Below are 23,170 nucleotides of genomic sequence, written 5' to 3' on the forward strand. Positions count from 1 at the left end.
CTTTCTTTGGGTGGATAGCTGACTTGTGGTGAATCAACTATACCAAATCGGAGGTTCTTTTTCTGCACTAAAAAGGTGAAAAATAAAAAACACAGTACCGCCCATGATACCGGGGTGACACTGTACTTGGAGAACTTATGGTGAATAATTCAGGCTTCTGGTATCTTATTGCTAACTGTCTTCATGTGCTTCGCCAATTTATTTGTCCTACTACCAATGTACTTTAAATTCTCAGGCATTAAATTTACTGCTCCGGTCATGCAAATGGTCTTTGCTGGAATTTTACCTTTTAATTTAATTAAGGGTGTTATTGTTAGTATTGTCTTCATGATCGCCTATGCTAAGTTACTACCTTGGTTATCGCGTAAGGTAGTGACGCCCGTAGCCAAAAGTTAGAGTAACAAATAGGCGCTGTTTCTGGCTAGCGAGTGCGTGAAAGGGTACAGGAACCTGCTTTTTCAAACACGTTTACACCAAATTAGTCAAAAAGTGGGCCAAAAGTTGGTTCTAGCTTACTTACTTTAAAATAGTAGTGGGCTAGATTTTTGTCCTAGCTCCAAACATGACTTAGTTTGGACTAAACGCGTATAAAATTTATTGTGACAAGTCAGGAGAGGCCGGGACAAAAGTCCTGGTCTCTTATTGTTTCCGATTACGATAGAACGTGGGCCAAAAGTTTAGTATAAGAGCGACATTATTACCGCACTCTTTTTAGCACCGTTGTGCCTCTAGCGATAACAGCTGCTGTTTCATTGCTAAACCACCACGATAGCCGCCAAGCCTTCCGTCCTTACGTATCACTCGATGACAAGGAATCACAACTAATAGTGGATTGGCCCCCACCGCGCTAGCAACCGCACGAACTGCCGTAGGATAACCACTAGCAGTGGCCAATTCGGTGTAGGACCACGTCTGTCCGTATGGTATTTTTAATAGTGTTTGCCAAACCTGTTGTTGTAATTTTGTGCCCCTTCGAATATCAAGTGGAATGTTCAACAACGAGCGTTTACCGGTAAAATAGTCATTCAATTGTTGCTTATAGTTTGCCAAGGATTTCTCTTTGGCGTTCGCTACTTCAGAATTTGGCAAATAGTGTTTGGCCTCATCAATTGAAGCATCTGGACTACCAACAAAAACTAAACCCTGATCGGAAGCCAACAAGTAGTAATGTTTGCCCTGACAATTTAGAGTTGCTCGGTATAACTGATTATCCATAATACAATCACTCACTTTCACTTAGCTAAACGCTTGACAATTCACTAATATTAATCGATTCTTACTATGTAGTAAATTATTAAGACTTGTGGTCAGAAGTCAAGTAGGTGATACGTAAAATATTGATAGTTCTAATTGTGAGGAGAGTATACTTCCCCCAGCCCAGTGAAGTACAAAAATTCACTGGTTAGAAACTTGCAATGTTAGCGATGTTCGTCGCGCTAGACCAATTTAGGAGGCGTGTACAGTTTATGTTCAGTTAGTAGATTAATAATTAACCGAACCAGCTTCCTAGCGGTCAACACACAAGCTCGACGATGTTGATACTTTGGTACCTCCCGGAACTTCTTCTGGTAGTACCTGGCATAAGTGGGATCATAGCGCCTTACTGAGTTGGCAGCTTCAACTAAGTAATAACGTAGGTATTGGTTACCACTTTTGGTTCGCGGCGTTAATTGTCGCTCATGATTTCCTGATTGACTGCGTTGCCATGATAAGCCAGCGTAGCCGGCGAGACTAGCATCATTGGGGAAACGGTCAATTTGGCCGATTTCAGCCAGTAATCCGGCCGCATACACTGGTCCAATTCCCGGAATACTTTGGAGTGAGTCTGCACCTGAAATGACCGAGCACAGATCAGAAATGCTTTTATTTAACAGCTTTAGCTGTTGATTAAGCATCCGCAACTGATTAGCGTACATGGCCAATACTTGATCAACGGAATCGGCAACCGTCTTGCTAAGCCGATAAGAACTTCTAATGGCTTTCTTCAGTGCTTTGGCAACACTTTTGGCATCGCCAAACCGGCCATGAGATAAATGATTTAGCTCATCAGTTAAGGCTGACAAGGGTATCTGAACCAGGTCATCTAGGGAATACTTCTCATCACTCAGAATGCTAAGCATGGTTGACCCAAAGACTGAGGTAGGCAAGACCGTATCGATGGTGTTCACCTTGTAGTACAGGTTATTTAAAAAGTGATTTTTACAATCATTGATCTGATGGACTAAGTGGTATCGTTCCCGGGTCAAGCGTTGTAAAGCGATGTGCTTTTCATCGCGGGTAACCGGAACTTGATACCGGCCGATCCGTAAGAAATCGGCAATGTGAAAGGCATCAACGGTATCGGTCTTATCATCATCAAATAACTTACTGTAACGGTGCGTCACTTTAGGATTCAAGGTGACCACAGTCACGTTTAACTGATTAAGGCGATCATCTTGTTCAAAGAACAAGGTTGGGTGGAAATTATAAACTGAGGTTGCTTCCATGCCGATAATAATTTGGTCAGCTTGCTGAGACCGCTTTAAAATCTCATCACGAATATGACCGGCCCCCTTCGGGGTGTTTGTTACTTCACCTTGGAAACACACTTGCTTATTTGAATCCATTCCACAATAATCAAGCTTCAATTTTGAAACATCAATACCAACATTCAAGTTCATTGATTCAGACCTCCTTTCCGTTCTTATTTTGGATAGGCTTGGGTGCTGTGTGATACTCCCTAATTATGAATCTTCAGAACATCCTCGCAATTTATGAGTAGACAAGTCATCCAATGACTAGCTGCTTGATAGAACGCGAGCTATCAAAATCATCAGCTAACACTACAGCTTGTGGTTTGAACTTAAACAATTCATCTGGGCGGCATTCTTAAAATGTAGATAAACTACAGGAGGCGAAAGCCTATACCAGTTGGATCCGAATCCAATGAACAATTAGAGAATATCACACAGCATCCAAACAGCGAAGCTGGTCAATACTTGAATACATTTTTAATAATACGAGGAGGCTTTTTTATGACAACAACTACTGCTGCTGGTACTCTAACACTTGGCGATAAGACGTTTAATCGCCTCGGCTACGGTACAATGCAATTACCTGGTTCTGGTGTTTGGGGACCATCTGCAGACCCAGAAAATGCGCGCCGCGTTTTGGCTAAAGCGGTCGACCTAGGAATCAACTTTTTTGATACCGCTGATGCCTACGGTCCTTTCACCTCTAACTTGCTTATGCGTGACACGTTTGCACCTTACCAAGGTAACTATAAAAATATTTTCATTTCGACTAAAGTTGGTCAAACTCGGCAAGGTCCAAATCTCTGGACCCCTGATGGTCGACCAGATTATTTACGCCAACAAGTTGAACTTAACTTACGTACTTTAGGTGTTGATAGCATCGATCTTCTTTTTCTGCACCGAATTGATCCTAAGATTCCGCTAGAAGATCAATTAGGTGAACTGAAAAAAATGCAAGATGAAGGAAAAATTAAGCACCTTGGTTTAAGTCAAGTTAAAATTCCTGAACTACAGGCCGCAGAAAAGATCGCTCACACTGATGCTGTGCAAAATTTGTACAACGTTACAGATCGCAGTGATGAGGACGTTTTGGATTACGCTGAACAACACAAAATTGTCTTTGTACCTTGGTTCCCATTAGCAACTGGTAAATTAGCTAATGAAGGTAGCGTGCTTAAAAAAATTGCGGATAAATATCAGGCAAGTCCCGCACAAATCGCCCTTGCTTGGTTACTAAAACGCTCACCAATGATGTTGCCAATTCCGGGAACTGCTAACTTAGATCACCTAGCCCAAAACGTTGCCGCAACTGCAATCAAATTATCTGATAATGACTTTCAAGCAATTGCCAATCTAAAATAATCAAAAAATAGTCGCTGGATTAATCGGTAAATAGTCGTATTTATCAAGTAATCCTCAGGCTATTTTTTATTGAAAAATTTGCAATCAATAAGCTAATCGCCATTGTCTATTAACTGGTCGAACGTAATTCATCGCCTTAAATGGCAATTGAATTTGCTTACCAGCCCGTTCAATAATCAAAAATCCTTGTGAATCAAAATCAACTAGGTATCCTTGACACTTTTTTCCGGACCAGGCGGCCGACAACCATACTGTCACCAAATAGTGTTCTTCCATTGCCTGTTCTAGTATCGCTATTGATTCATTTGAACTTTGTTTTGGCACAATATTATAAAACCAATTAAAAAAATCTCCCGGTACAACTTTTATTTGCATTACCCTACTCCTTTACCCCATACCTAACACTAACAAAGTATACGAACATACGTTTCTAAAAACAAGCGAACAAGACACTAAATTTTTTTAGCGTGGCCCAGAATTCTTTACGGTCGAAATGATACGTTTCTGATATCCATAACTGCCACTGTCTGTGTCGACTGACCAATTTTCAAGAAAATATTGGCTTCATCATAGCCGACAACAACGCCAACCACATCGGGTAGATAAGTCCCATTTTGCACAACTTTTTGTTGGATATAGATTAAACACTGCTTGCACCAGCCTTTTTCAAGCCGACTAGCTATTTCAGCAGGCAATTGTTCAGGCTTAGGTTGAATTTCTCGCTCGGCAAGGGCCAGACGTTTAAGCGCCTTGGTATGATCAGATAGAAAAAATCCCCCCCACTTAAGCATGCCCCGATCATGGTAGTCGAAATCAAAGAAGTGTTGCACGACCTTATCTGAAAACTGATAATTTACTCTCATTCGGCTTGATTCCTTCTTTTTTGAATTGGCCGCTGCGCATTAGGCCATAAGAAATGATAAAAACCTTCATATTCAATGTTGAATTCCGTTAATCGTTGAATTTCCTGAATCAATAATTCCAACCACTGCAGATCAGATTCGGTAATTGTTCGCACTGGCACTGATCGTTCAACCTGGTGTAAGCGCTGATAATTAAAGAAGAAATTATACGTATGATCATAGTGGTCATTGACAACTTTTATCCAGTAATGCGTTTGTCGCTTCTGCTTAAATTGATCCTGACAGCGCTGAACAATTAATTTTGCTTCCCGCTTTAAAATTTGTTCATTCAAAGCTATTACCTCCATTATGGCCGCCTACCAATGCGCTTCGCCGAATAAGTGTCCCCCCTTGCAACAAACTACTAGCCATAACAAGCGATGTTGTTCCAAACTTGGCTCTAACCTGATCAACCACGTGGTTAAATTGTTGTTGCTTTATTTGCCGGCAAAGGGGCGTGAATAAATCTAACTGTTCCCCTGTGTTGGCACATAATTGGGAACAATAAACAGCAATATTTCGAACCGCCTCACCCTGCCAAAACTGGCGAAATAAGCGTAATAACTGACTGGTAATTAGGCGACTATCATCTGTTGGTTCCAATTTACACTCATGGGAAAACCCACTGCGTTTAGCAGCAGCACTTGCGGCATAGGCAAAACCAATACTCAAACTAAGACAACTTGTTAATTGGTGGTGGTGTCGAACCCGAGCGGCCACTTGCTGACCAATCTCCTTAATCACTAATTCAATCTCGATCTGTTGACTGTAATCACGCGGCAAAACTTGCGAGTTGCCCAGACTTTTATCCTTAGGTTTAATTCGTTGGGAAAGCTTGCTTCGATCAATTCCCCAAGCTAACGCAAATAACTGAGCACCAATAACACCCATTTCTTGTACCAGCATGTACGGATTGCTATGAGCCAATTCAAATAAATTCGTAATCCCAAGTCGCGTTAGATGATGGGCCGTTCTTTTACCAATACTCCAAACATCGACTAAATTTGAAATTGTCCAAAGTTTCGTTGGTACCGTTGCATAAGTAATTTGACCGATAAAATTCTGATCATGCTTAGCATAAACATCTAGTGCAATCTTTGCCTGCAGTGGATTTTCACCAATGCCAACGGTCAGTCGTAAACCCAGCTCTTTATGGACGGTGTCCTGAATTAGTTGGGCCACTTGTTGCGGCGATGAACCAAACAGGCGCCATGAATGTGTTAGATCGAGAATTGATTCATCAATTGAATAGGGATAAAGATCTTCATCAGCAACAAAACGCTGAAAGATTGTATTAATTTGTAAATTTTTTTTAATGTATAAGTTCATTCGTGGAGGCACAATTATTAAACGGGGATCATCAGGTAGATCACGCCTGCGACTAACGTTAGTAATATGAAATAGTTGTTTGGCCATAGGCGATGTCGCTAAAATCAAACCACCATTTGTATTATCGGTTTCTGACATCACAACAAGGCAGGTTTTAAGTGGCTCTAATCCGCGACTAACGCACTCAACACTAGCGTAGAAAGACTTATTATCAATTAAAAAATAAACACCATGCGGTTCACGTGAATAATCCACTTTCTCCACCACCCTTAAAACTAAAAACGCTTAAGTCGCTAGGGAACATATGTTCTAATTGCATTCATCATACGCTGAACAAGTATTAAGTGCAAGTCAAAATAAAAAAATCAAACGGTATGTTAGTAAAATACACTAAAATATCGTTTGATTCATCACTGACTGAGTAGAGTTTCACGTGAAACCAGACAGCATTTAAATTTACCGCAAATAAATTTTGCTTTAAACTATTAACAAAATGTACTTGATACTCGACTTACCAATATTAATCTGCCTAGTCCCAAGCCGTTTTAGTAGCTACGCCCACCTCGTCAATAAAAATGGTACGCCTAGGCACCTTTTAAACTATGCTTTAGCCCAGCGCACTCAATTGTTCGGCCTGCCACTGCTCTTTAGTCAAATCGTAAGCCTTGACACTGATAATTTCACCAGTCTGCGAACGAAAATCTTGTATTTTTCCACGATCAATCATCCCTAATTTTGCCATCACGCGCGCCGATTTATGATTTATCGCTGCATAATGAGCCTCTAAGCGTTGAAAATTTAACGTTTCAAATCCATAACGTACTAACGCCTGGCCGGCCTCGGGAACGATTCCCTTACCCCAATCGGCCTGTGCCAACGCATAAGTTAGAATACCGCTATTTCCATTCGGATGAAATTCAAAAAAAACAACTAGTCTGTTACTGGATTTTAGTTCAATTCCAAAAACTGTACTAGTATCACGACCAAAGTGCTCCGTAATTTCCTGTTGGATAGCAGCCAAATCAGTTGCCTGTTGATAACGTAAATACCTAACAACATCTGCATCCCGCAATACTTGGAATAGATCAACTGCGTCCGCCTGAGCGATCGGACGTAACCGCAAACGCGAGGTTTCGATAACTGCCATAACAAAATCACTCCATTTCAATTCAATAATGACTAGATTAGGCGTCGTCACGTCAGATTGCAAGCGACTTGCTTGTCAGTTTTTTGGCCAAACAGGGTTTAATTATTATAAGATTATCGTCAACTTTTAAAGATTGTCTGAATTTCCTAAATTTAAACTAAGTAAAAGATAAATTTAAAATTTATTCAACTAAGCATGGTAAACTAAGTGTTTAGAAACAGACTTCACTATTTCGCAAAAAAGGTGTTATTCCAAATATAAACTATCATCGTTATTACAGTATTTGATCAAGCAGTAAGGGAGTTTTTGTTATGAAAAATCCAAATGAACCAAATAGTCGAATGGCCCGCCGCCACGCTAACCGCAGTGACCAGCGTAAGCAAGAAAAGAAACCAGCTAAACCAAACAAAAGAGTGCCTCAAAAACAGCCTGGTGGACCTTCATTCTTTTCACGAAACAAGTGGTGGTTGGTTGTCATTGTCATCCTGATCGTCATTTTTGGTATTTACGCTGAATTTTCTAGTATTACGACTGAAAACAACGCTGATTCCACAACAACCAGTACAAGTAGTTCCAGTCAAAATACAAGTAGTCGCTCCTCTGAGCCCAAAAAGGCAACCACTAAATCCGAAACAACTGATAATACCAGTGATACAACTAGCGACACTACCGCTAATGATGACACTGCTGATTCACAATCAGCAGCAGCCGCTAGTCAGGCCACCGCTGAAAGCAACTCGGCGGCTAGCAGCGATACTAGTTCAACAGGTACAAGTAGTGGCCAAACTTTTTCTAACGTTACTGATGCCGTTAATTGGGCACGACAAAACATGGGCAATTTCAGTAACTTCCACGTCTCGTCAGATGGCCAAGGTCAATACGTCGTTGAGTTTACTAAATAAACTGGCCTGTTTGGAAAATTAATTTGGACTAAACGTGTTCGAGTAATATTATTTCCCACATTAACCATTTTCTATTAGTATAAAGATAGACTAAATTTTATGAGGTGAACTTTAATGGAAATTACACGTCACGGTAACACACTATTAACTAACGGACAGCCACCAAAGATTGGTGCTAAGCTGCCAACATTTGTCGTTCAAGATAAAAATAACCGCACAGTGACCAATACTGATTTAACTGGCCAGACAACTCTTATTAGCATTGTGCCGGATATCAATACTCGCGTTTGTAGTATTCAAACAAAACACTTTAACGCTGATGCCGACAAAATTCCTAACATTCGTTTCGTCACAGTTTCAACTAATACACCAGCACAACAAGCTACTTGGTGCGCTGCAGCAGGTGTTACCCGGATGGAAATGTTGGCCGATGAAAAACACGTTTTAGGGGATGCTTTTGGTATCTATGTCGCTAGCAATAATACCTTAGCGCGCTCAATCTTTATTATTGACGCCGCGGGAACGATTCAATACTCTGAAATTGTTACAGAACAGACCAACGAGCCCAATTATCAGGCAGCCTTAGATTTTCTTAATTAACTAGTTTATTATTTAATTGCGCGTAAAAATGCTCCGCACGATAACCATCGTGCGGAGCATTTTTAGATACCGAATTTTAATAGGTATTATACGTATAGTAGACGGTATCGAGCCCAAAAGTATTATAGGTTTGATTACTTGTGCCATTAAAGGTTGGATTCAAAGCGTTTAAGCGCGTTTCATCATTATCAAGTTGCTTTTTTGGTAAAGCCATTTCTGCACGCATTTTGTTCGAAGCCTTGGTTAATTGACTAGTTGACGCGATCTGGTAGGAACTACCATTAATCCACGCGGACTGTCCCTGTAAATGCTGTGAAGAAATATGATCAGCGTTTTTGTGGTATTTAAGCCCCAACCGAATAATATTATTAAACGGTAAATCCGTGCGTACGTTAGGTTGCAGTGATTTTAAAAGGGCATCATAATGACTAATTCCCTTAGGTGAAGCCAACTTTTTCATAACTGCCCGAATAACCTCTTGTTGCCGCATTTGGCGGCCATAATCACCACGGGGATCCTCATAACGCATTCGTGCGTAGGTTAGCGCCTGCTTACCATTCAAATGCTGTTTGCCCTTTGGAATCGTTATGCCGTTAAGGGAAACCACCATTGGGCTGTTAACCGTCACGCCACCAACGGCATCCACGACTTTTTGCAGACCACCCATATTAACGGTCACGTAATAATCAATCGGGATACCTAATAGCCTGCTAACGGTCTTTTTGGCCATCGTTGAACTTCCAATATTGTAAGCCGCGTTAATTTTTTGCATATTACGCTTCTTATCACCGGACATTTCAGCAAGTGTGTCTCGAGGAATACTGTACATCATTGTTTTGTGAGTCTTCGGGTTCAAAGTTGCCACGATCAAAGTATCCGAGTTTCCCCGGTCAACTCGCCCATCGGCACCAGTATCAACCCCTAAAAATAGAATTGAAACCGGCTTGCCCTGTTCAATTGCCTGGGGCGCCTTTGTCGTTGCTGGCGAATACATTTTATCAAACGATGCTTGTGTTTTGTGCAGGATGCTGTAGGCAAAGCCGCCGCCAGCAAGAAGTAAAACTACTAATACTCCCAACAGTGTCCATAAAATCCAATGATGCTTTTTACGCGTTGGTCTCTGCTGTCGTCGTGATGTCCCATTCATAAAAATTGAGCTCCTCCAAAAAATATTTACGTCTTTTAGCGTACCACAAAAATAAATACTCTCCCGGTAAATTCAATGAACTTAACGATAAATTTACAACTTAACTATTAAATCCACTTTTAAAAAATGTCCAGTTCCTACTGTAAAATATCGGTGTACCCCACTAATATTTATAACACCCCAAACGGATGGCCCTTGTACCACTTTTCATTTTTTTCGCCTATTTTGAAAATAGACCCCTAACTGGCGACTAAACAGCATTAAGCCGATACAAATTAACGTCCAAAACCAGCCACCGTAACGAAATAGGCTCCCCGCAATAACAAATAAAACCAGTAAATAAAGACCACTCTGAAGAAGCCGCTTCATTAATTTACCCCCTTAGCCAAAGATTGATCGCAATTCCGAGCACTAAGATGGCCAACACAATGTATAACCCGCATAGAAAATACCGACTGATTCTCAATGCTCGAAGCGCGAATAAAACAAAAACCAACGCCCCAGCTATTCCTAAAGACAATTCTAATGGTTGATGATAAACACTAAAGAAACGCCACATATTAACCACATCCTGATCTTTTCTTCAGTATAGCAGGAGCTTGGATCAAGAAGACAGCATTAACCACCCCTCTTTTATTCACCAATAGTGGCCGGCAAAATTTAATTATTCTCTGATTCACTTTTATGTTGTAGATAACCCATTTCTTTCAGTGTTTTACGAATTGACGCCATTGACTCCGGTGAAGGTCGTTGCGATTTGGCAACTGACTTAACTGGTTTGGCCGATTTAGCTATTTGTTCACCAGACACACTCTCTTGCCGACCACTTGGGTTATTAGCTGCCATAGCGTCCATCGTTTGATTGAGTGCATGATCAACAAAAACGTTGCCATGATTGGTGGCATGACCTTTAGTCCAACGATAACTAATTTGACTAAAACGCGGCAACAGTTGTGCTAGGGCCTGCCATAATTCTTTATTGGCCAATGGTTTACCTGGTCCCCGCGTCCACCCTTTTCGCTGCCAACCTGCCAGCCAGTGCTTAGTAATGGCATTAAGGACGTATTGTGAGTCGGCTATGACAACGATCGGTGTTGTCACTGGCCAAGTTTGCGCTATATAACGCAATCCTTCTAGCAGCGCCGTAATTTCCATTTTATTATTTGTTGCCCCAAATTCACCAGCCGAATCACTCATCTCTTGATCATTATACTGAATCAAGTAGGCCCAGGCCGCCTTGTCTCCGACTTTGACGTGCTGGCCGTTAACGTTTCCTGTGTTACGCGAACCGCCGTCCGTGTACAAATAAATGGTATCCGCTTGATGCCGGACTGGCGCCGTTGAGCTAGTTTTAGCACCCGTTTTTGGCCTCGTCGTTTGCTGCTCCGCTAACCATGCCTGGGCCTCCGTTTGACTTTTGAAACCCTTATAGCGAGCACCATTAAAGCCTTCAACCAGCGTCTTTGCCTGTGCCCAGGTTGTTTTAAACACGCCTTGTTTACGCCCGCGGGCAATTGCATAGAATTTTTCTGCTGCCAAGATCAACACTCCATTCCGTTAAAAAGCTATCTACTAATTTTAGCATAGCGCGTGCCCTTTTAAACACATTCCACTTGTATGGCTCAACAACATAAAAATGGATTAAAGCACACCTTGCAAGCAGTGTGCTTTAATCCATTAATTTAAATCAGATTTAGAAAATACTTTTATGCTTATTTTTCTGACTAATTTAGGGTAAGCGTGTTTAAAAAAGTAACGTCCTGTATTTTTCTAAACATTCCCTAAGCCTTTTAAGCCGAAGTGACGGCCGTAACGTCAAAGTTAGCGTCCTGCAAAACCTTAGTCACGCTAGCAGCGTCCTTAGTATCAACGTGTAACTCCACTTCTTTTTCGTTATCTCGGCTAGTCACCATTAAAGTAAGGATATTGTAATTCTTAGTGGCTAACGCGTTGCCCACACGCGCGAGAAAGCCCGCTTCATCCTTAGCAACTCGCACCGAAACACTGGTACCACCCTCGTTATACCCAGCAACATTCAAGAAGGCATCGAAAATATCGTTATTCGTAATAATACCCACTAAAGCACCGTCATCAACAACTGGCAACACGCCTACGTTATGTTTACGCATTGTGTAGATTGCGTCTTCTAAAACAACATTGGACGGCGTCGTCAATACATCCTTTTCCATAATATCAGCGACAGTTGTTTTAGTCAGTAAGTAGTTAACCTCATAAACTGATAAACTAGTTGCTTGTGATGGCAACGCCCGCTGAATAATTCCTTCAGTGACAAGCCCAACTAGTTTGCCACCGTCAAGTACCGGTAAACGGTGAATATCGTGCTCTTTCATTAGATCAACGGCATCATTAATTCGCGTCGTTGGTTGTGCCGTAATTAACTTTTTTGTCATAAAATCTGCAACACTCATACTTTTATCCCCCTAAATATGCTTTCTGGACTTCATCATTGGCTAATAATTCCTTACCAGTTCCGGACAAGATAATATTACCCGTGGATAAAACGTAGCCACGATCAGCAATGGATAAGGCTTTAGAAGCATTCTGTTCAATTAATAATACTGTGGTCCCTTGTTTTTTGATTGCCTGAATAATATCAAAGATTTCATTGATAAAAATTGGTGCTAGGCCCATTGAAGGTTCGTCCATCAACAACAACTTCGGTTTGGCCATTAACGCACGGCCCATGGCTAACATTTGCTGCTCACCACCAGATAGCGTTGCGGCGTCCTGATCACGGCGCTCCTTTAGAACAGGGAAACGTTCAAAAACCATAGCGTAATCCGCCTTGACTCCATCGCGATCTTTTCGTAAAAAGGCGCCCATTTGTAAGTTTTCTAAAACGGATAATCCTGGGAAAATATGGCGGCCTTCAGGGACTTGTGAAATTCCATCGGCCACAATTTTTTGTGACTTTTTGTTTTGAATTTCTTTACCTTCATAGATTATTTTACCGCTGGCTGGGCGCATTAAACCAGAGATTGTTTTTAAAATCGTTGTTTTACCAGCACCATTAGCACCGATCAGTGAAACGATTTCGCCTTCATTAACGTCAAAGCTGACGCCCTTAACTGCGTGAATAACGCCATAATTAACGGCCAAATCGCTAACTTGTAGCAGCATTACGCTTCACCTCCCAAGTATGCCTTGATAACCTTTGGATCCTTCTGTACCTCTTCTGGTGTCCCTTCAGCGATCAATTGGCCGTATTCCAAAACGTAAATTCGTTCGGCAACGTTCATAACCAATGACATATCGTGTTCAATTAGTAAAATAGTGATGTGGAATTCTTCTTGAATTTGGCGAATTAGACGCGTTAGGTCCGCAGTTTCCTCAGGATTCATCCCGGCAGCAGGTTCGTCTAAAAAGAGAATCTTCGGCTTGGTTGCTAGTGCACGGACAATTTCCAACCGTCGTTGTGCACCATAAGGCAAGTTTTTTGCTAATTTATCAGCGTCATCTTGCATATCAAAAATTTTCAACAAATCTAACACTTGTTGGTGTAACTCGTCTTCCTTTTTATAGAAAGAAGGCAGGCGAAAGATACTTTCGAAAAAACCCTCTTTATTTTTACTGGTCATGGCAATCAACACGTTATCTTCAACTGACAAACCCTTGAATAAGCGAATATTTTGAAAAGTCCGCGCTAATCCTGCTTGCGCGATCGTATAAGGCTTCTTTTTATTCAAAACCTCTAGCCCAGAATCGGCCTGTAAGGTTACGGTTCCTTCAGTGGGGACAATAACACCAGTTAATAAATTAAACAGCGTCGTTTTACCGGCACCATTTGGTCCAATTAGAGCAACTAACTCGTTATCATCCAAATGCAACGAAACATCGGAGACAGCCGTCAAGCCACCGAAACTTTTCGTTAAGCCCTTAACATCTAGTAAAGTCATTTTAAGCGTCCCCCTTTGCCTTAAGTTTCGTAAAGATGCGGCGAACTGAGAACTCCCACGTACCTAACAATCCAGAAGGCTTAAAGACCATGATTAAAATCAAGGCTAACGAATAAAGTACCATTCTTAAAGTCCCAAAATTTTGTAAAACCATGTCCAATAATCCTAAAACGATCGCGGCTACATAGGTTCCGGTAATACTACCAATACCACCCATAACAACAATGATTAAAATGTTAATTGACTCCATAATACCGAAATCATTAGGTGCAATTGTTTGGATATAGCTGGCGTGTAAGGCACCACCAATTGCGGCAGTTGCTGCACCAAGAACAAAGGCAATAACTTTCCATTTGGTAATATTAACGCCCATGGATTCAGCGGCAATTTCATCTTCACGGACGGACATTACCGCACGACCATCACGACTATGGATAAAGTTAACAATCAGAATTGTCGTTAAACAAACAAAGAGGTAAACTACTGACCAGTTGGCCAGTTGGGGAATGTTGTACAAACCCGCTGGCCCATTTGTGATCTTCAAGTTATTCATAATAATCCGAATAATTTCGGCAACTCCCATTGTTGCAATCGCCAAATAGTCCCCATTTAAACGTAACGTTGGAATCCCAACGATAAGGGCAACTAAGGCGGAAAGTGCCATTCCGGCGATTAAGCCAAGTACCATGCCCCCACTATTTGGTATTGCCTGCGTGATTAGTGCCGATGTATAAGCACCAATCGCCATAAAACCAGCGTGACCTAATGAAAATTGCCCCGAAAAACCAATAATCAAATTAAGGCCAGTCGCCAAAATAATATTAATGCCGATTAAAACTAAAGTAGTTTCAGCAAATTGATCAATGACACCTACCAATTCAAGGACATCAATTAAAATGTAGCCGACAACCATGATGGCAAGCCAGGTCAAATTATATTTCAAATTTTTCTTCATGTTCGGCACCTACACTTTCTCTTTGACGTTCTTGCCCAAAATACCAGCTGGTCGAACTAATAGAATTAAAATCAGAACGGCGTACACAACTGCATCTTTAAAGGCAGAGAACCCAAGTGCTTGAACAGCAGTTTCAATTAAGCCAATTACAAAACCACCAAGAGCAGCACCAGGAATTAGACCAATCCCACCAAGAACTGCGGCAACAAAGGCCTTGATCCCAGGTGTCATGCCCATCAACGGATCAATAGAATTGTAATATAAACCAATCAAAACACCTGCGGCACCAGCCAAGGCTGAACCTAAAGCAAAGGTAAAGGAGATTGTCCGGTCAATATTAATTCCAATTAATTGAGCAGCGTCAGCGTCAACAGAAACGGCGCGCATTGCTTTGCCCATCTTGGTTTCCTTAATAATTAACTGTAATAAAATCATTAAAACAATTGAAACAACCAAAATTAATAACTGAATGTTTGAAATCGTTACTGAACCTAGATGGTACTGTTTAACCGCAATGACTTGCGGAAAACTACGTACATTTGAACTAAATAAGTACGACATTCCATTTTCCAATAAGAATGACACCCCAATTGCAGTGATCAATGCCGCAATTCGTGGTGAATTTCGTAGTGGTCGGTAGGCCAAATATTCAATGATAACCCCTGCTAACGCACAGAATACCATCGCTGAAATTAACGCCGGCCAAAAACTAAAGTGCCACTGATTAATCACGTAATAGCCCCAAAAGGCCCCTAACATATAAATATCGCCATGAGCAAAGTTAATTAACTTGATAATCCCATAAACCATGGTGTAACCAAGTGCTAACAGTGCATAGATACTACCCAGCGATAATCCATTAACTAATTGTTGCAAAACTGTATGCACAGCGCTTCACTTCCATTTCTTTATACTTCCAAAACTAACATAACTTTTAAATTGAGAATGGGCCAAAAGGAGGTTAAATTTCGAGCTTAATTCAACTACTAACTTGGTTATCAAGTAACTAAATTAGCAGTTGAGGTTAAACGGGAAATTTGCCTTTTGGCCCACATCTCAAAGGAAAATTTCAGTACTTTGTTACACTGAACAATCGAATCGTTATTGCTGTATAAAACCAAAACTCAAGTTATTTCTATTTGAAACCTAAACTATCTTTACGCTCCGCTTTATTTAACGGAGGTAGCCTGAACTTCTTCACCATTTTCAACTTTTGCAATGATAACTGGCTTTTGTGGATTATGTTTCTTATCCATCGTAATCGTGCCCGTAACACCCTTAAAGTTCTTTAAGTTAGATAATCCAGTGGCAATCTTCGTCGAATCAGCTGACTTTTCATTTTCAATTGCATCTTTAATCATGTAAGTTGCATCGTAAGCTAAAGCATCAAATGTACCGGCCTGTTCATTATACTTAGCCTTGTATGCTTTCATATAAGCCGTTGCTTTAGCATTATTGGTAGCCTTAGGATCAAAATGTGTTGTGTAGTAAATATTGCTTGCATTCTTCTTACCCGCAATTTGAACTAATTTAGGATCGGCGAAACCATCAGCACCAACAATTGGTTGAGTGATTCCCATTTGCCGAGCCTGTTTAACAATTAAACCAGCTTCAGAGTAATAACCTGGAACGAACAATGCATCAAACTTCTTACCCTTCAGCTTAGTCAACAAGGTATTGAAATCTTTGTCACCGGCCTGATAATACTGAACTTGAACAACTTGGCCCTTAAATTCTTTCTTGAAGGCCTTCGTTAATCCCTGAGCGTAATCAGTCGACTTATCGGCTAAAATGGCAACTCGCTTTAATTTCATATTACTGTAAACGTATTTAGCTAATGCCTTACCTTGATAACTATCCTCGAAACATGAACGGAACATATACGGTTGGACTTTGCCGTTCTTTTGGACTGTCAAGGAGTCTTGCGTACCACCTGGTGTAATTAACGGAACCTTTGCCTTAGTGTAATTAGGTAAGGCAGCCAAATCGGCACCGGAAGTGATCGGGCCAACTGAGGCAACCACTTTACTTTGTGTTGCCAGATTGGAAGCAACTGACGCAACTTGCGAATTATCGGACTTATTATCCTTTTGAACTAATTGAAGTTTTAACTTTTTACCGTTAACTTTGACCCCACCATCTTTGTTAATCTGTGAGACGGCAAGTTCGGTCCCACGCTGCATTGCTTGCCCATAAGCCGCAGCAGCGCCAGAAAGCTCAAAGTTACCACCAATCTTAATTGTATTACCGGACTGTTTGTTGCCACCATTAGTGGCGCTACTGCTACATCCGGCCAATAATAATGACCCAGCCAACATGACTGTTCCCAGTACAGTTGCTAATTTCTTCCCGCGCATAAGCCCATCTCCTAAGTAAATTTAATTCTAATCTGTTTTTAATAAACTAACATAACAAATTAGAGGCGTCAACGTTTTCTAGGCAAAAAAGCGGCCTGGTAACGGATACATTTAGCTGTAAATGCTATTATTACAGGACTTATTATAGCAATCGAGGCCGGCATAACAGTAATCTGTTGTTTACAAAATAAGAATTTACACTTTTTTCACATTTTAAACTCATTTAAAACTAATTTAATTCCAATTTTGCGTTTTCCCTTGTTCTTAATTATTTTTAAGCCAAGCTTATTAATTGCTCATTTTATTTCGAATAGGCTATGCTTGCGTAAAAGGTTTAATAACTATCGAGTTTTAGAAAGGCGGTTAGATTCTATTCCGCAATTGAGGATTATTACTGACTTCGCTGACGATCGGACTAAGATGAACCAAAATCCGAATTGCAGCCAAGTACGCAAATAGGCCTAATGCGCCATCCGTTGACCATTCAACTGCTAATTCGCAATTATGGTTAATTATTTGTCAAGTACGCAAATAATTTTTGCTGCTGCGAATGTTGTCCGTGCTTGTGGCAAAAAGTTAAGGATCCCAGTTATGAAGCCCGTAACGCAATTCGTCTCGGTCTCCGCAAGTAGCTGCTTTTCAACCATGTTTATACTAAATTAGCCAGGTAAAGGTATTTTCCAAATACGAACTTAGGAGGGCTTACAATGCAAATTAACCGTTACGGCAAACCCTATGCTACTATTGGGACACCACCAGAAGTGGGTGAGCCACTACCAAACTTCACGTTAAAAAGTGCAAACGAAAAAACGCGGATAACGACAAAGGATTTATTGGGAAAACCATTACTAATAAGCGTGGTCCCAAATATTAATACCCGGGTTTGTACAACACAAACCATCCAATTTAATCGTGCCAGTGATCTAGTCACGGCGGCACGCTTTGTCACTATCTCAACAAACACTTGTGCCGAACAACTTGATTGGTGCGGAATTAAGGGCGTTACTAGTATGGAAATGCTGTCTGATGCTGATGCTTCGTTTGGCGAGGCAATGGCACTTTACATGCCCACCAACGCAACGCTTGCACGTGCCGTCTTCATCGTTGCTCCTAGTGGAAAAATTATCTACCGTGAATTTATGACCGAACAAACTAACGAACCAGACTATTTGGCGGCGTTAAATTTCATTCGCAAATTTTGCGCGCTTAATCATTTAAGGTAAAAAATAACGACCTAAGGCTTTTGCTAGCCTTTAGATCGTTATTTTTTAGGTCGAATTTGGAAACTATTTTTACTAAGGGAGTGAGACAAAAATCGATTTTGGATTTAATGCGTAACGTAAGCTAGTAATAATCCTTAAAATCTAATCTTTTTTTCGATTACTTTTAGGTAACCAGATAAAGCTAACATCTACCAATGTAATTAAAATAATTAATAGCGCTAATTTTTTTGCGCTGAAAAGTGGTTGTTGCCATTTATTTTCTGCCTTAAACAGCAAGTACTGGTGATGCCACTTATTTTGATTAAGTGGTTTGGCAGCGGGCACCGCATTATAGCTACGACTATCTAAAATTGCTAATTTAATTGTTTTGTGACTGCGATTGTATAAAGTTAGTTTATAAGTACCTGCCTTAAACTTGTGTTGACTGCTCCAGCTAGTTGCTTTGGCCTTAAGTCGCCAACTAGTTGTCCCGCGAGCCACGTGAGCACTGATATTTTTAGTGCCATTTTTACGCGGATTTTGAATACTAATTGCATTAGCCGCCTTAGATAGCCAAATCCGTTGTGTCACTTGGTGCCCCGGCTTAAGAACATAATTACCGTAATCTTTTGTTTGCTGAACTACCGGCTCACTCTGTGTTACTGGCGCTTCGACGAATCGGCGCGCACTTAACATACCGATTGCCGCAACCGCAACGAGTAAGAGGCTTAAACCTGTTTTAAATAATCTCTTCTGCCGAATAAGTTTCGGTCCAACCAAATCTTCAAACGACAATGCTGCTAATTGTTTCAAGCCGAAGGTAGCCAGCACTAGTAATAACGGGAAAACTAGTAAGACATAGCGAGCCTCGGCCTCCCAAAACAATAAATGAAAACTAAATACACCCAAAATAGTTAGAATAATAAATTTCATTTCTAAATCTAATTGTTTGGGTAGCACACTAAAACCAATAACAGCAATCACGCTGAGTCCTAAAATAGCAACGTAAATAACTTGGTTTAACGAACTAATTAATAGCTTATTAGAGCCGTACAGATACTGGAATAATTTGCTGTAGGAGTGGGCCTGATTAATTGTCTCGGTGGCATCCAAATTGCCATCTGACCACATCAAATTAAGTTTATTTAGTAAGTGACCGGCAAGTCCGGCTACCCCTTTACTCCGGACACGCGCTTTAATTGTTGTCACTGCTAATGTCTGCTTCTTGGCGTACGTTGACTGTTTTTGAATCATCCCTGTATCAGCATGGCTACTTGAGCCCTGTGTCCCGTAATTCAGGCCCATCATTGTCCAAGTGAGTAAAGGCATTTTTTTGCTTTGTGGCTGCTCATAGCCAACGCTGGCCTCCAAATGTGGTGTTGCCACAACGCCAACGCCAAAAAGAACTAAAAGTAGCGCAATGGCGGCAAAAGTTTTTCGCCAGCCTTGTCGATAATGATCACCAAGTAAGACTAAGAGCGTTGCAATAAGTAACACACCATTATTACCTTTTAACCAAAACCCAAGCCAAAGTTCAATTCCTAATATAATCAGTAAAATCCAACCACGCTTATCCGCTTTAAAATAACGCTCCAAAAGCCATAAGGTTAATACTGGAAATAAAAGAGCAACCCCATCTGTATAGAAAAATAACGCGTAACCATAAAATGGAAAATACATTGCCGCAAGTACTAATAAAATTAGTGCATAGGTCTGACCCCACCGGTGGCTAACCCACGACCAAAGTAAACCAATTGTCAGATCAATCCAGGCAAACATTACTAAATTCAACCCAAGCCAACCATTAATATGTAACACCTTAAATACTGCTAATAAACCATGTTCCACCATTGTAATTGGCACATTATTTTGAGCCAACTCATGAAAATAGGGAATCCAGTGGCGTGAACCATTAAGTAGATTAACTGCCTGGAAGCGAATATCCATGCCATCATAGATATTGTCACCAATAATCCGAAAGGCCAAAAAGAGCTGCACACCAATGCTAATTAATACCACAAACCAACCAATCAACTGAATTAGTCGTTGATTTTGCTGGTTTAGCCACCGAATTAATCGAACCAAAACACCAATCAATGCCACTACACTTAACAAAATTAACAGTGGTCCAAAACGCAGCACGTGATGGAACGCATCAGGGATTTCCGCTAAGGCAACTACACTAATCATGGTGAGCAAAAATCCAGTTAAACCTAACAAAAATGGCCAAACTATTTTTTTATCTTTCAATTTTTCACCGTCCCAACAATAACCACCGATCAACAAAGCTCAATTTACTTAAAAGATACGTCAATAAATAACTGATAACGATTAGACAACCCCAAAGAGCAAACGTCTGTTGTGTTAACGTCATACCAGCAAACCAACCTAACTTTTCAATCACTAATTGGACCATTCGGTGAATCAGAAAGACGCCTAGAGAAAGCTGTGCCGTTGTGTAAAAACAGCGCCGCAACCAAATTGGTGCGATTTTCCAGCGACTACCCCAAGCAACTATAGCAGCAGCACACGGCAACAAAAGAATGTATTCATAGGGCATGTTTAGCTGACCACCATTAAAGCGGGTATAATCCGTAAATTGAAAAGCATACTGCGTATACATAATTAACCCAGTCGTTATTACCGTAAAGAGTCCTAGCAGACTAGTTCGCCATTTTTGAAATGCACCAGTACGGATCAAATAACCGGCAAAAAAATAGGTTGCGCTACGAGCGCCAAAATAGGAAAGATCAAGCTGCGATGCAGAGAATCCCACCTTACCAGCCGCATTTAAAAATAAGTTAATTGTTGGAATCAACATTGTCTGACTGATTACTAACAAATAAATTGCCCACAGTCCCCGCCGCGGAAATTGATGAATTGCCCGGGAAATAAATGGGATTGCCAAGTATAACCCAAGAATTGCCGGCATAAACCAAGCATTCCACATGAAATTACCTAAATTATTAGGATTACCATTTTGCCGGAAAATGAACGTTAAATCTTCCAACACTTGCAGAATACCTGTTGGTCGTTTCAGTAAAAGTTTGAGAAATACATCATAGATCAACACCCAAGCAGTAAAGGCAATAGCCATCGGCAACACTTTTTGGCGGTAGAATCGCTGAATAGCTTGCTTATCTGAGTAAGTTCGGTCTAACAACAAATAACCCGATAAAATGAAGAAAATTGGCACACCAATATGCCCTAACGCAACTAACATTGAATTAATTATTTGTCCCGTTGGTGAAAAACGTTGAAACGAAATATGTGCGGGAACTGCGTGACTAAAAACGGCCAACAATATTGCTAAGGTACGCACGGCATCCAGACCTGGATTACGTTTTAAAATTTTTGCTTCGGTTATCACGCTAACCGCCTCTTTTCGCCGTCACGATATTCTTTAAAGCAAAACAAACCTACCATAAGTAAGAAAATTAACGTGTTAATAATACCACCTAATCGGATAAGATGAACGTAACGAAGCGGTTGCATATTCAAATAAACAGCTAAGTAAAAGCCAGCCTGATTAATAAACGTCGCTAACGTCAAAACAGCGTACCAACTTAAATCTCGATTCGTCAAAGTCGCCTTATTCGCTGAAGTTAGTAAAAGTAAAATAATAAAGGCCAACATGCTTAATTGGTAGCGTTCATGCTGCAACATGGTGAAAAAGAAAATTAGACCACTATAAATTGCACCTACATACTCTAGGCCAATTGCACGAACACGCTTTGTTGCCACTAGCCAATACCAAACACATAAAGCAAGTACAATCAAAACAAGAATTAGCGTATTTAGATGGCCGTACGTTAACCAACCAACAAGGTGGTCAGTTGTTCGTAACTGCTTATTCCAAATTCGCGCCTTTAACGCCCCTGCCCAAAAATTAAAGCCATTTTCCACAATATCTGCATACTGTGTTGTACCGCTGCCAAATACCTTCAACGGTAAAAAGATCGTTTTCATATTAATCATAAAAGGTAGCCAGCCAACTAAATTAATTCCGATAATAGTGCCAACTAATTTTAAAACTTTCTGCCACTTAACATGACTTAGAAGTTCTAATCCAAAAATTGGAACTAAGTAGATAAATTGAAGCTTTGTTAGGCAGCCTAGCGCAAACCAGATACTAGCCAAATAATAACGTTCCTGTTTTAAATAATAGAAACTAACGACAATAAAAAAGATCAACGCAGAATCCAGCTGCCCCCAAAAAGCAGCATTAAACCACATGCTAGGATTTAATAAGATTAAACCACTTAAAAGTAAGCCCCAAACTGGCCGCTTACTTTTCCAGTAAATAAAACCAGCGGTCAACCACTGAAACAGCATTCCCAATCCTTTAATCAATAAAAAGGATATTGCTAAACGCAAACTGGATCCGGCCGAGATACTCAGGCCAAAATGATTGATCAGCTTACCCACTGGCCATAGCAGAGTTGGCATTAATGGCGGGTAGTTAACCTGATAGGTACCCGCAAACTGTGGCCGGTACATTCCCGCCCACTGATGTGCCGAAATTTGTGCCCAAGGAAAGTTATACGTTAAAATATCCAGCTTGCCCCAAAACACCGCCGCACAAACTGACTCAATAATAATTGCGCTAAACAACATCATAATAAATATCGCGTTAGCGTGAGTTTTTTACGTTCCACAACTATGTACCTCACTTCACAACAATTTTTATCAAGCATACCACAATCACACTATTGATAGAATTTCATTAACAAATTAATTTGGCCATAGATTGATAAATAATTTCATTCACGCGTATAATAAATTTTATTAAGTGTTAACCACTTTTTTCTGCTTAAGCACCTTTACTTAACCATTA

The 23,170-nt window shown here is 40.7% G+C and carries 23 protein-coding genes; 4 read left to right on the forward strand and 19 right to left on the reverse strand.

Annotation, left to right across the window (positions count from 1 at the left end; all coding sequences use genetic code 11):
- Window positions 1–711: 711 nt before the first annotated feature.
- Complete coding sequence (locus AYR53_RS02440; RefSeq protein WP_068226017.1) at window positions 712–1,215, reverse strand: methylated-DNA--[protein]-cysteine S-methyltransferase; 504 nt, start codon at window positions 1,213–1,215, stop codon at window positions 712–714.
- Between the two features lie 221 nt (window positions 1,216–1,436).
- A complete protein-coding gene (locus tag AYR53_RS02445) occupies window positions 1,437–2,660 on the reverse strand; it encodes an IS110 family RNA-guided transposase (RefSeq protein WP_068222268.1) in 1,224 nt (407 codons plus the stop codon).
- Window positions 2,661–3,014: 354 nt separating this feature from the next.
- Between AYR53_RS02445 and AYR53_RS02450 the strand changes: the two genes are divergently transcribed.
- Complete coding sequence (locus AYR53_RS02450) at window positions 3,015–3,875, forward strand: aldo/keto reductase (RefSeq protein ID WP_068279574.1); 861 nt, start codon at window positions 3,015–3,017, stop codon at window positions 3,873–3,875.
- Between the two features lie 84 nt (window positions 3,876–3,959).
- Here AYR53_RS02450 and AYR53_RS02455 read toward each other — a convergent pair whose 3' ends face one another.
- From AYR53_RS02455 to AYR53_RS02475, 5 genes are all read right to left on the reverse strand, one after another.
- Window positions 3,960–4,250: an LSm family protein gene (locus AYR53_RS02455; RefSeq protein ID WP_068226015.1), complete on the reverse strand. Its 291-nt coding sequence runs from the start codon at window positions 4,248–4,250 to the stop codon at window positions 3,960–3,962.
- 107 nt (window positions 4,251–4,357) lie between these two features.
- A complete protein-coding gene (locus AYR53_RS02460; protein WP_068226014.1) occupies window positions 4,358–4,738 on the reverse strand; it encodes a hypothetical protein in 381 nt (126 codons plus the stop codon).
- Window positions 4,735–5,070, reverse strand: coding sequence for a hypothetical protein (locus AYR53_RS02465; RefSeq protein WP_068226013.1), 336 nt, complete (start codon window positions 5,068–5,070; stop codon window positions 4,735–4,737). The genes AYR53_RS02460 and AYR53_RS02465 overlap by 4 nt, the downstream gene beginning before the upstream one ends.
- Window positions 5,063–6,361: a Y-family DNA polymerase gene (locus AYR53_RS02470; protein WP_068226012.1), complete on the reverse strand. Its 1,299-nt coding sequence runs from the start codon at window positions 6,359–6,361 to the stop codon at window positions 5,063–5,065. Before AYR53_RS02470 ends, AYR53_RS02465 begins: the two co-directional genes overlap by 8 nt.
- Window positions 6,362–6,713: 352 nt before the next feature.
- On the reverse strand, window positions 6,714–7,253 hold the full coding sequence (locus tag AYR53_RS02475; RefSeq protein ID WP_068279572.1) for a GNAT family N-acetyltransferase: 540 nt from the start codon (window positions 7,251–7,253) through the stop codon (window positions 6,714–6,716).
- A gap of 311 nt (window positions 7,254–7,564) precedes the next feature.
- Here AYR53_RS02475 and AYR53_RS02480 point away from each other — a divergent pair, with 311 nt between their 5' ends.
- Both AYR53_RS02480 and tpx read left to right on the forward strand, forming a co-directional pair.
- Window positions 7,565–8,155 (forward strand): hypothetical protein, encoded by a 591-nt coding sequence (locus AYR53_RS02480; protein WP_068226010.1) that lies wholly within the window; start codon window positions 7,565–7,567, stop codon window positions 8,153–8,155.
- Window positions 8,156–8,269: 114 nt separating this feature from the next.
- Window positions 8,270–8,755 carry a thiol peroxidase gene (gene tpx, locus AYR53_RS02485; protein ID WP_068226009.1) on the forward strand — a complete coding sequence of 162 codons (486 nt, stop codon included), beginning with the start codon at window positions 8,270–8,272 and terminating at the stop codon, window positions 8,753–8,755.
- A gap of 76 nt (window positions 8,756–8,831) precedes the next feature.
- Here the strand turns inward: tpx and AYR53_RS02490 are convergent, their stop codons facing one another.
- The 9 genes from AYR53_RS02490 to AYR53_RS02525 form a co-directional block, all read right to left on the reverse strand.
- Window positions 8,832–9,902 (reverse strand): LCP family protein, encoded by a 1,071-nt coding sequence (locus AYR53_RS02490; RefSeq protein ID WP_068226008.1) that lies wholly within the window; start codon window positions 9,900–9,902, stop codon window positions 8,832–8,834.
- 207 nt (window positions 9,903–10,109) lie between these two features.
- Window positions 10,110–10,271: a hypothetical protein gene (locus tag AYR53_RS13490; RefSeq protein WP_156520006.1), complete on the reverse strand. Its 162-nt coding sequence runs from the start codon at window positions 10,269–10,271 to the stop codon at window positions 10,110–10,112.
- A 291-nt stretch (window positions 10,272–10,562) separates the two neighbouring features.
- The gene (locus AYR53_RS02495) at window positions 10,563–11,441 is read right to left on the reverse strand and encodes a ribonuclease H family protein (RefSeq protein WP_068226007.1); all 879 of its coding nucleotides are present in this window, start codon (window positions 11,439–11,441) and stop codon (window positions 10,563–10,565) included.
- A gap of 251 nt (window positions 11,442–11,692) precedes the next feature.
- Window positions 11,693–12,331, reverse strand: a complete 639-nt coding sequence (locus tag AYR53_RS02500) for a CBS domain-containing protein (protein ID WP_068226006.1) — start codon at window positions 12,329–12,331, stop codon at window positions 11,693–11,695.
- A gap of 4 nt (window positions 12,332–12,335) precedes the next feature.
- Window positions 12,336–13,043, reverse strand: coding sequence for an ABC transporter ATP-binding protein (locus AYR53_RS02505; RefSeq protein ID WP_068279568.1), 708 nt, complete (start codon window positions 13,041–13,043; stop codon window positions 12,336–12,338).
- On the reverse strand, window positions 13,043–13,819 hold the full coding sequence (locus tag AYR53_RS02510) for an ABC transporter ATP-binding protein (RefSeq protein ID WP_068226004.1): 777 nt from the start codon (window positions 13,817–13,819) through the stop codon (window positions 13,043–13,045). The genes AYR53_RS02505 and AYR53_RS02510 overlap by 1 nt, the downstream gene beginning before the upstream one ends.
- 1 nt (window position 13,820) lies before the next feature.
- The gene (locus AYR53_RS02515; RefSeq protein ID WP_068279566.1) at window positions 13,821–14,774 is read right to left on the reverse strand and encodes a branched-chain amino acid ABC transporter permease; all 954 of its coding nucleotides are present in this window, start codon (window positions 14,772–14,774) and stop codon (window positions 13,821–13,823) included.
- Between the two features lie 9 nt (window positions 14,775–14,783).
- Window positions 14,784–15,662 (reverse strand): branched-chain amino acid ABC transporter permease, encoded by an 879-nt coding sequence (locus AYR53_RS02520; RefSeq protein WP_068226003.1) that lies wholly within the window; start codon window positions 15,660–15,662, stop codon window positions 14,784–14,786.
- 281 nt (window positions 15,663–15,943) lie between these two features.
- The gene (locus tag AYR53_RS02525; RefSeq protein WP_068226002.1) at window positions 15,944–17,131 is read right to left on the reverse strand and encodes an ABC transporter substrate-binding protein; all 1,188 of its coding nucleotides are present in this window, start codon (window positions 17,129–17,131) and stop codon (window positions 15,944–15,946) included.
- A 707-nt stretch (window positions 17,132–17,838) separates the two neighbouring features.
- Between AYR53_RS02525 and AYR53_RS02530 the strand changes: the two genes are divergently transcribed.
- A complete protein-coding gene (locus AYR53_RS02530; RefSeq protein ID WP_068226001.1) occupies window positions 17,839–18,354 on the forward strand; it encodes a peroxiredoxin in 516 nt (171 codons plus the stop codon).
- A gap of 141 nt (window positions 18,355–18,495) precedes the next feature.
- On the opposite strand, the gene AYR53_RS02535 is transcribed toward AYR53_RS02530, so the two are convergent.
- Genes AYR53_RS02535 through AYR53_RS02545 form a run of 3 tightly spaced genes read right to left on the reverse strand, consistent with a single transcriptional unit; the run spans window position 18,496 to window position 22,953 of the window.
- Entirely contained in the window at window positions 18,496–20,583 is a 2,088-nt protein-coding gene (locus AYR53_RS02535) for a glycosyltransferase family 39 protein (protein WP_156520033.1), read from the reverse strand.
- A 4-nt stretch (window positions 20,584–20,587) separates the two neighbouring features.
- Window positions 20,588–21,703 (reverse strand): acyltransferase, encoded by a 1,116-nt coding sequence (locus tag AYR53_RS02540; protein ID WP_068279550.1) that lies wholly within the window; start codon window positions 21,701–21,703, stop codon window positions 20,588–20,590.
- Window positions 21,700–22,953: a glycosyltransferase 87 family protein gene (locus tag AYR53_RS02545; protein ID WP_068279548.1), complete on the reverse strand. Its 1,254-nt coding sequence runs from the start codon at window positions 22,951–22,953 to the stop codon at window positions 21,700–21,702. The genes AYR53_RS02540 and AYR53_RS02545 overlap by 4 nt, the downstream gene beginning before the upstream one ends.
- Window positions 22,954–23,170: the final 217 nt, after the last annotated feature.

This window comes from Loigolactobacillus backii, assembly GCF_001663675.1.
Classification (GTDB): domain Bacteria; phylum Bacillota; class Bacilli; order Lactobacillales; family Lactobacillaceae; genus Loigolactobacillus; species Loigolactobacillus backii.

Coding starts and splice junctions, on each gene's coding strand:
- AYR53_RS02545 (WP_068279548.1), bottom strand. CDS start 22,953: ATGATGTTGTTTAGCGCAATTATTATTGAGTCAGTTTGTGCGGCGGTG.
- AYR53_RS02460 (WP_068226014.1), bottom strand. CDS start 4,738: ATGAGAGTAAATTATCAGTTTTCAGATAAGGTCGTGCAACACTTCTTT.
- AYR53_RS02440 (WP_068226017.1), bottom strand. CDS start 1,215: ATGGATAATCAGTTATACCGAGCAACTCTAAATTGTCAGGGCAAACAT.
- AYR53_RS02475 (WP_068279572.1), bottom strand. CDS start 7,253: ATGGCAGTTATCGAAACCTCGCGTTTGCGGTTACGTCCGATCGCTCAG.
- AYR53_RS02450 (WP_068279574.1), top strand. CDS start 3,015: ATGACAACAACTACTGCTGCTGGTACTCTAACACTTGGCGATAAGACG.
- AYR53_RS02445 (WP_068222268.1), bottom strand. CDS start 2,660: ATGAACTTGAATGTTGGTATTGATGTTTCAAAATTGAAGCTTGATTAT.
- AYR53_RS02490 (WP_068226008.1), bottom strand. CDS start 9,902: ATGAATGGGACATCACGACGACAGCAGAGACCAACGCGTAAAAAGCAT.
- AYR53_RS13490 (WP_156520006.1), bottom strand. CDS start 10,271: ATGAAGCGGCTTCTTCAGAGTGGTCTTTATTTACTGGTTTTATTTGTT.
- tpx (WP_068226009.1), top strand. CDS start 8,270: ATGGAAATTACACGTCACGGTAACACACTATTAACTAACGGACAGCCA.
- AYR53_RS02530 (WP_068226001.1), top strand. CDS start 17,839: ATGCAAATTAACCGTTACGGCAAACCCTATGCTACTATTGGGACACCA.
- AYR53_RS02500 (WP_068226006.1), bottom strand. CDS start 12,331: ATGAGTGTTGCAGATTTTATGACAAAAAAGTTAATTACGGCACAACCA.
- AYR53_RS02455 (WP_068226015.1), bottom strand. CDS start 4,250: ATGCAAATAAAAGTTGTACCGGGAGATTTTTTTAATTGGTTTTATAAT.
- AYR53_RS02480 (WP_068226010.1), top strand. CDS start 7,565: ATGAAAAATCCAAATGAACCAAATAGTCGAATGGCCCGCCGCCACGCT.
- AYR53_RS02510 (WP_068226004.1), bottom strand. CDS start 13,819: ATGACTTTACTAGATGTTAAGGGCTTAACGAAAAGTTTCGGTGGCTTG.
- AYR53_RS02525 (WP_068226002.1), bottom strand. CDS start 17,131: ATGCGCGGGAAGAAATTAGCAACTGTACTGGGAACAGTCATGTTGGCT.
- AYR53_RS02505 (WP_068279568.1), bottom strand. CDS start 13,043: ATGCTGCTACAAGTTAGCGATTTGGCCGTTAATTATGGCGTTATTCAC.
- AYR53_RS02515 (WP_068279566.1), bottom strand. CDS start 14,774: ATGAAGAAAAATTTGAAATATAATTTGACCTGGCTTGCCATCATGGTT.